Origin of the sequence: Frankia canadensis, from assembly GCF_900197875.1 — a bacterium.
Taxonomy (GTDB): domain Bacteria; phylum Actinomycetota; class Actinomycetes; order Frankiales; family Frankiaceae; genus Frankia; species Frankia canadensis.
On record NZ_FZMO01000207.1, the window covers coordinates 1 to 6,919 of the forward strand.

8 protein-coding genes are annotated in these 6,919 nt (G+C 74.3%); 6 read left to right on the forward strand and 2 right to left on the reverse strand.

From position 1 onward, the window contains the following. Positions 1 to 11: 11 nt before the first annotated feature. Complete coding sequence (locus C1A33_RS16980) at positions 12 to 407, forward strand: DUF6113 family protein (RefSeq protein ID WP_243407639.1); 396 nt, start codon at positions 12 to 14, stop codon at positions 405 to 407. Positions 408 to 490: 83 nt separating this feature from the next. After that, positions 491 to 1,093, forward strand: coding sequence for a flavin reductase family protein (locus C1A33_RS16985; RefSeq protein WP_423748093.1), 603 nt, complete (start codon positions 491 to 493; stop codon positions 1,091 to 1,093). Here C1A33_RS16985 and C1A33_RS16990 read toward each other — a convergent pair. Both C1A33_RS16990 and C1A33_RS37975 read right to left on the reverse strand, forming a co-directional pair. Beyond that, positions 1,090 to 2,061, reverse strand: a complete 972-nt coding sequence (locus C1A33_RS16990; RefSeq protein ID WP_101832466.1) for a transglutaminase family protein — start codon at positions 2,059 to 2,061, stop codon at positions 1,090 to 1,092. The two genes, C1A33_RS16985 and C1A33_RS16990, sit on opposite strands and share 4 nt — an antisense overlap. Then, positions 2,058 to 2,555, reverse strand: coding sequence for a putative acetyltransferase (locus C1A33_RS37975; protein ID WP_101832467.1), 498 nt, complete (start codon positions 2,553 to 2,555; stop codon positions 2,058 to 2,060). The genes C1A33_RS16990 and C1A33_RS37975 overlap by 4 nt, the downstream gene beginning before the upstream one ends. Before the next feature lie 85 nt (positions 2,556 to 2,640). Here C1A33_RS37975 and fdxA point away from each other — a divergent pair, with 85 nt between their 5' ends. The 4 genes from fdxA (at position 2,641) to dapE (ending at position 6,595) form a co-directional block, all read left to right on the forward strand. Then, positions 2,641 to 2,964, forward strand: a complete 324-nt coding sequence (fdxA, locus tag C1A33_RS17000) for a ferredoxin (RefSeq protein WP_009742053.1) — start codon at positions 2,641 to 2,643, stop codon at positions 2,962 to 2,964. Between the two features lie 86 nt (positions 2,965 to 3,050). Continuing rightward, positions 3,051 to 4,556, forward strand: a complete 1,506-nt coding sequence (gene dapC / locus C1A33_RS17005; protein ID WP_101832468.1) for a succinyldiaminopimelate transaminase — start codon at positions 3,051 to 3,053, stop codon at positions 4,554 to 4,556. An 87-nt stretch (positions 4,557 to 4,643) separates the two neighbouring features. Beyond that, positions 4,644 to 5,486, forward strand: a complete 843-nt coding sequence (locus C1A33_RS17010) for a 2,3,4,5-tetrahydropyridine-2,6-dicarboxylate N-succinyltransferase (protein ID WP_101832469.1) — start codon at positions 4,644 to 4,646, stop codon at positions 5,484 to 5,486. A 32-nt stretch (positions 5,487 to 5,518) separates the two neighbouring features. Beyond that, positions 5,519 to 6,595, forward strand: a complete 1,077-nt coding sequence (gene dapE, locus C1A33_RS17015; RefSeq protein ID WP_101832470.1) for a succinyl-diaminopimelate desuccinylase — start codon at positions 5,519 to 5,521, stop codon at positions 6,593 to 6,595. The last annotated feature ends 324 nt before the right edge of the window (positions 6,596 to 6,919 follow it).

Genomic DNA, 6,919 nt, shown 5'->3' on the forward strand with positions numbered 1-6,919 from the left:
AGATCGGCTACATGTTCGTCACGGTCGGTCTCGGCGCCTTCGCCTACGCGCTCGGCGTCGTGCTCGGCGTCGGGCTGGGGCTCTACGGCGTGTTCCTGCTGCCCGCCGGGCCTGATCTGGGCGGCACGGTGCTGTCGGTGGGCCTGCTGCTCGCGGTGGTCGGCAACGCGGCGGCCGCGCTGCTGGTGCGTTGGCTGACCGGCACCCGGCTCGGTCCGGTGACCGTGCTGCTCGGCTGGACCCCGGTCGTACTGCTGTTCGCCGCCAGCCGCCCGGAAGGCGACCTGCTCATGCGGGCCAACGCCACGGCCTACGCGTTTCTGCTGCTCGGCGGGCTGAGTCCGATCGTCGTCGCGGTCGCCGGGCGGGCGCGGCGCGGGCTGACGGCGCTGCCGGCGCCGCGCTGAGCCACCCGCCGGTGGCTGTGCGGGATGTCACCGGACCGGGCAAGGGCGGGTCCGGGGACCGTCCCCGGCGGTAGCGTGGCCGGGTGGTCAGCCTGCCGCCGGACGTCCACGGTCCGGGAGCCCGCGGTGGGGCGTCGGCCGTTCGGGCGCCCCTGGAAGCGGGTGAGTTCCGCCGGGCGGTCGGCAGGTTCGCCACCGGTGTCACCGTTCTGTCCACCCTCGCCGAGGGGCGGCATCTGGGCATGACGGCGAACTCGTTCGTGTCCGTCTCGCTTGATCCCCTGCTCGTGCTGGCGAGCATTCGGCGCGACGCGCGTTTCCTCGGCCCGCTGCTGGCCGCCGGGGTGTGGGGTGTGTCGGTACTGGCCGACGACATGTCGGAGGCGTCCAGGTTCTTCGCCCGGCGCGTGCCCGAGCACGGCGCGGGCGGCGCCGGTGACGCGTTCGACCGGTGGCCGCACACCCTCGGCGCCGAGACGGGCGTGGCCCTGCTCGACGGCGCGCTGTCGGTGTTCGAGTGCCGCACGGTGGCCACCCATCCCGGCGGCGACCACACGCTGGTGATCGGCGAGGTGGTCGCGCTCGACCGGCGGCGCGATGACGCCGGTCCGCTGGTGTTCTACCAGGGCGGCTACCTGGATCCGGTCGTGCCGCGGGACGGGTCGGCGCAGGGCGCGCCCGGCTAGTTGAGCCGGGCCCGCGCGGCGGCGGCCGCCTGGCGGGCGGCCGCGGCGGCCGCCGGTTCCACCGCCGTCACCGCGTCGGCGAACGAGGTGAGGTCCCCCGCCCCGCCGAGGAAGTCGCCGAGGCGTACCCGCAGCTCTCCGCGCTCCCGGCGCAGGCTCGCCGGGTGGTGCGGCAGCAGCAGCGACAGCTCGACCGCCCACAGGCGGGTGCGGGGGGCGTCGGTGCGGGCGGCGAGGACGCGGATGTTGCCCAGGATGCGGGTGAGGACGTCATGGCCGCTCATCGGCGCGAGGTGGCCGCGGTGGAACGCCGCCCCGGCGGCGCGGACCTTCGCCGCCGCGTCGTGGATCGTCAGGAGCTTCCCGGCGGCGAACGGGTCGACGAGCACGAAGTCCTCGGGCGCGCCGATCGCGACGACGACGTGCCCGGGCAGGCCGACCGGGTAGGCCGCCACGCCCAGCCGGTGCGCCACCTCCAGCCAGATCACCGACAGCAGGATCGGTAGCCCGCGGCGGCGGCGCAGCACGTCCGGCAGCAGCGACGAGCGCAGGTCCTCGTAGTCCTCCTCGGAGCCGGCGAAGCCAGCGTCGAGCCCGAGTGCCTCGTGCAGGGCCTCGGCGGCCACCCGGGGGTCCAGGCCGCCGAACCCGTGGCCCGCGCCGGGCCGGCCGGGCTGGTCCCGTTCCGCGGGCCCGGCCGCGGCGGCGGGCCCAGCGCCGGCTCCGGTGCCGGGGACGGCGCCGGTGCCGTGCTCGACCCGGGGGAAGCGCCGGGCGGCGCCGGCGCGGGCGGCGAGCAGCGGGCGGGCCCGGACCGCGAGGGTGTCCAGCGCGTCGAGGGTGACGGCGGGGTCCTGATGGTCGGCGCTGGCGTCGGCCTCGGCCGCGAGCAGGTGGCAGGCGGCGGCCAGATCGACGGGCTCGCGGTGGACGACCTCGGCGAACCGGTCGCGGCTGCGCGCGCTCACCCGCGCTCCGCCCGGACACTCCCGTCGGATCCCACCGCGTCCGGACCGGCCGCGGGGGCCGGCGCGCCTGGCCCGGGTCCGGCGGCGTCGGCGGCGCCGACCCCCAGGAGCGACACCGTGCCTGTGTGCGTCGTATCCGGGAGTGTCATGTCTGGAATTGTCGCGCGCTCGACCGGCTGGGTTCGGACGATGGTGCCGGGATCTGTCGTGTCCGGCGTCGTCCGGGTAAGGCCTGTCGGATTGGCGACATCGGGTTGCGTGACCGTGCGTGGTCGTCGGGCCGCTGGTCGGGCGGGGACAACGCGTGCCGCGACGATGTCTTCCTCGGTAACCTGAACAGCAGAACCATCCGCCGTTTCGACCGTCAGTACGTGCGACGACCATGACCGTAGCGTCCCGAGGACATCACTGAGAGGGATTGGACCCGGGATACGCCGCCGGATCATGACTCGCGCGCCGATGTCGGCCCGAGTGATGCGGACGACATACACCACCAGCGCACGCCCTTGCTGTCGACACGGAACTGTCCATGTCGATACTAGGGACTCAGTCGCCCGTGAGCCCGAGGAGGAACATCCGGTGACCTACGTCATCGCGGAGCCCTGCGTCGATGTCAAGGACAGGGCCTGTATCGAGGAGTGCCCGGTCGACTGCATCTACGAGGGCGGGCGGATGCTCTACATCCAGCCCGACGAGTGCGTGGACTGCGGAGCCTGCGAGCCGGTGTGTCCGGTGGAGGCCATCTACTACGAGGACGACGTCCCCGACCAGTGGAAGGGCTACACCGACACCAACGCGAACTTCTTCGAGGAGCTCGGCTCGCCGGGCGGTGCCTCGAAGGTAGGCGCGTTGGACTTCGACCCGCCGGCCGTCGCCGCGCTGGCGCCCCAGGGCGAGTCCTGAGCGGCGCTGGGAGGCCGGGCAACATCTCCGGCGGCGCCGGCGTCCCCGGCGGCTCCGGAACCCTTCGGTCACCGGCCCGGTCCCGCGTGCGGCTGCCCGACTTCCCCTGGGACCAGCTAGTCGCCTTCCGGGAGAAGGCCCGCGCGCACCCCTACGGGCTGGTCGACCTGTCGGTGGGGACGCCGGTCGACACGACGCCGGCCGTCGTCCAACAGGCGCTGGCCGGCGCCGCCGACGCCCCGGGCTACCCGCAGACGGCCGGAACGCCTGATCTGCGGGAGGCGGCGGCGGGCTGGTTGGCCCGCCGCCTCGGCGTCCTCGTCGATCCGGGTGCCGTGCTGCCCGTGCTGGGGACCAAGGAACTGGTCGCCCAACTACCCGGGCAGCTCGGGCTCGAGCCCGGCGACCGGGTCTGGGTACCGACGCCGGCGTACCCGACGTACGAGGTCGGCGCGCTGCTCGCCCGCTGCGAGCCGGTCGTCGGCCCGGCGGACGGGGTGACGCTGGTCTGGCTGAACTCGCCGGGCAACCCGACGGGCCGGGTCATGACGATCGACGAGATGCGCGCGGTCGTCGGCTGGGCGCGCGAGCGGGGCGTCATCGTCGCCAGCGACGAGTGCTACATCGAGCTCGGCTGGGAGAGCCGGCCGGTCTCGGTGCTGCACCCCGACGTCTGCGGCGGGTCGCACGAGGGCCTGCTCGCGGTGCACTCCCTGTCGAAACGGTCCAACCTCGCGGGCTATCGGGCCGGTTTCGTCACGGGTGACCCGCAGCTCGTCGCGGGCCTGCTGGGCGTGCGCAAGCACGCCGGGTTCATGATGCCGGCCCCGGTGCAGGCGGCGATGGCGGCCGCCTACGCCGACGACATGCACGTCGCCGACCAGCGGGCCCGGTACGCGAACCGCCGGGCGGTGCTCGCGGCGGCCCTGTCGGTCGCCGGGTTCACCATCGACCACAGCGAGGCGGGCCTGTACCTGTGGGCGACGCGGGGCGAGGACGCGTGGGCCACCGTCGACGCGCTCGCCGGCGTCGGCGTCCTGGTCGCGCCGGGCACCTTCTACGGCGAGGCCGGTCGCTACCACGTCCGCGTCGCGCTGACCGCGCCGGACTCGCAGGTGGCTACCGTGCCCGAGCGGATGACGATGATCCCGCCGGCGTCCCCCCCGGGCGCGTCCGGCACGGGGACGCACCCTGGCGTCGGCCATGCCCACCAGCAGGGCTATCCGGTTTCCGCCGCGGGCGCGGCCGGCTATCCCGCCGCGGGCGGCGGGTACGGGACGGCGCCGCGTGCGGTGCCGGAGCGGATCGCGTACGAGTCCACCGCCGGCCAGGAGATCCCGTCCGGCGGCTACGACCTGCGGGCCGGCTACGAGGCGCGCCCGGCCTACGACGGCCAGCCCGGACCGGGGGGCGGCTACGACCCCAGGACCAGCGGTTACGAGGGTCAGGGCGGGCGCTATGACGGCCAGCCCCAGACCGGTGGTCACGAGCAGCCGCCGCCGCGCCACGGGCAGCAGCCCTACGGCACCGGGCCCGGTGGCCGGGGCGAGACAGCCTCGGGGCAGTGGCAGGGCGAGCCCGACATCCGCTGACCGGATCAGCGAAGCGGAGCTGATCGGCGGACCGGGACCAGTCCGCCGATCAGCCGGACCTCGTCCGGACCTCGTAAGGTCTGGACTGTGAGCGCCTCCAACACCACCTCCGACTCCGTGATCGACCCCGTCATCGACGAGCTGTGGGAACGCCGGGCCGACCTCGGCCCGGACGACGCCGACGCCCGCAAGATCGTCGTGGGTGCCGTCGACGCCATCGACGCCGGGGACGCCCGGGTGGCCGTCGTCGCCGCGGACGGCTCCGTCGTCGTCGACGAGCGGGCCAAGCGGGCGATCCTGCTGTCCTTCAAGGTCCTGTCGATGGTCGAGTCGTCCGCCGGCGACTTCCGCTACCACGACCGGGTACCGCTGAAGACCCGCTTCGACGGCGTCCGGGTGGTGCCGGGCGCGATCGTCCGCTGGGGCGCGCACATCGCCCCCGGCGCGATCCTGATGCCGAGCTACACGAACATCGGCGGCTACGTCGGCGCCGGCACCCTCGTCGACACCTGGGCGACGGTCGGGTCCTGCGCGCAGGTCGGCCGCAATGTCCACCTGTCCGGCGGGGTCGGGCTCGGCGGCGTGCTCGAACCGCCGAACGCCGTGCCCGTGGTCGTCGAGGACGACGCGTTCGTCGGCAGCCGGTGCATGGTCGTCGACGGTGCCCGGGTTCGCCGCGGGGCCAAGCTCGGCGCCGGGGCGATCCTCACCGCGTCCACCCACGTCTACGACGCGACCACCGGCGAGGAGTACCCGCGCGGCGAGATCCCGGAGCGGGCCGTCGCCGTCGGGTCCAGCCGGGTGCGGTCGTTCCCTGCCGGGGAGTTCGCGATGCCGTGCATCCTGGTGCTTCGTACCCTGGCCGAGGGCGAGATCCACGACAAGCTGGCCCTCAACGACGTGCTACGCGAGCACGGCGTCGCCGGCTGAGGGCCGGCGGCCGGGCGCCGTAGGGTCGCCGCATGGACCTTGACCTGACGATGCCGGTCGGCGAGCTCACCCGGGCGCTGGTGGACGTCCCGTCCGTCAGCGGGGACGAGCGTGCCCTCGCCGACGCGGTCGAGGCCGCCCTCGCCCGCGTCGGCGGCCTGCGGGTGGACCGGGACGGCGACGCCGTCGTCGCCCGTACCTCGCTGGGCCTGCCGTCGCGGGTGGTGCTCGCCGGGCATCTGGACACCGTGCCGATCGCGGACAACGTGCCGTCCCGGGTCGAGGGCCGGCGGCTGTACGGGTGCGGGACGTCGGACATGAAGGCGGGTGTGGCGATAGCGCTGCGCCTGGCCGCCACGCTGCCGCTCGCCGCCGGGCCCGGCGGGCTGCGCCACGACCTCACCTGGATCTGCTACGACAACGAGGAGGTCAGCGCCCGGTTCAACGGCCTGCGCCGGCTCGCCGAGCGGCACCGGAACTGGCTCGACGGCGACCTCGCCATCCTGATGGAGCCCACCTCGGGGGAGATCGAGGCCGGCTGCCAGGGGACGCTGCGAGTCGTCGTCACGCTCGGCGGCACCCGGGCGCACTCGGCGCGCTCCTGGCTCGGTGACAACGCCGTCCACAAGTCGGGCGAGGTCCTGCGCCGGCTCGCGGAGTACCGCCCGCGCAGCGTGACCATCGACGGCTGCACCTACCGCGAGGGCCTGTCCGCGGTCCGGATCGATGGCGGCGTGGCCGGCAACGTGATCCCGGACCTGTGCCAGGTCACGGTGAACTTCCGGTTCGCCCCGGACCGCACCCCGCAGGCCGCGCTCGACCACGTCCGCGAGGTGCTCGACGGGTTCGACCTCGAGGTCGCGGACCTGGCGGCTGGCGCCCTGCCCGGGCTCGACGCGCCGACGGCCGCCGCGTTCGTGGCCGCCACCGGCCGGACCCCGGTGGCCAAGTACGGCTGGACGGACGTCGCGCGTTTCGCCGAGCTCGGCATTCCCGCGCTGAACTACGGCCCCGGCGACCCGAACCTCGCCCACACCCGCGGCGAGTTCGTCGACCTCGACGCGATCGACGAGGGCGAACGCCTGCTCCGGGACTACCTGACCCGGTGACGCCGCCGCCCGGCGCGAATTGCTACAGAAAGCAACCATATGGCCGTTCCGGCGGCCCGCTGAGCTGTGGCGATGCGGGTGGCCGCGGGCGTCGCCGGGCGGTCGGGCGCCGTTTCGACGGGATGCGGGCGGAAGGCCGTCGGAACGCTCTGTAGGCGGAGAAGGTGCGGTCCGGCCAGGATTTTTGGCGAATCGGGCGAGCAGCGATTTATGTCACGCACGCGAGCCAACGCACGATGCCGGCGTGGATCCGGCGATGCCGGGACGTTAGAGTTGGTTGAGCACGTACAGTGCCGGCCAACGGGGGGGTCCGCAGGCCCGGTG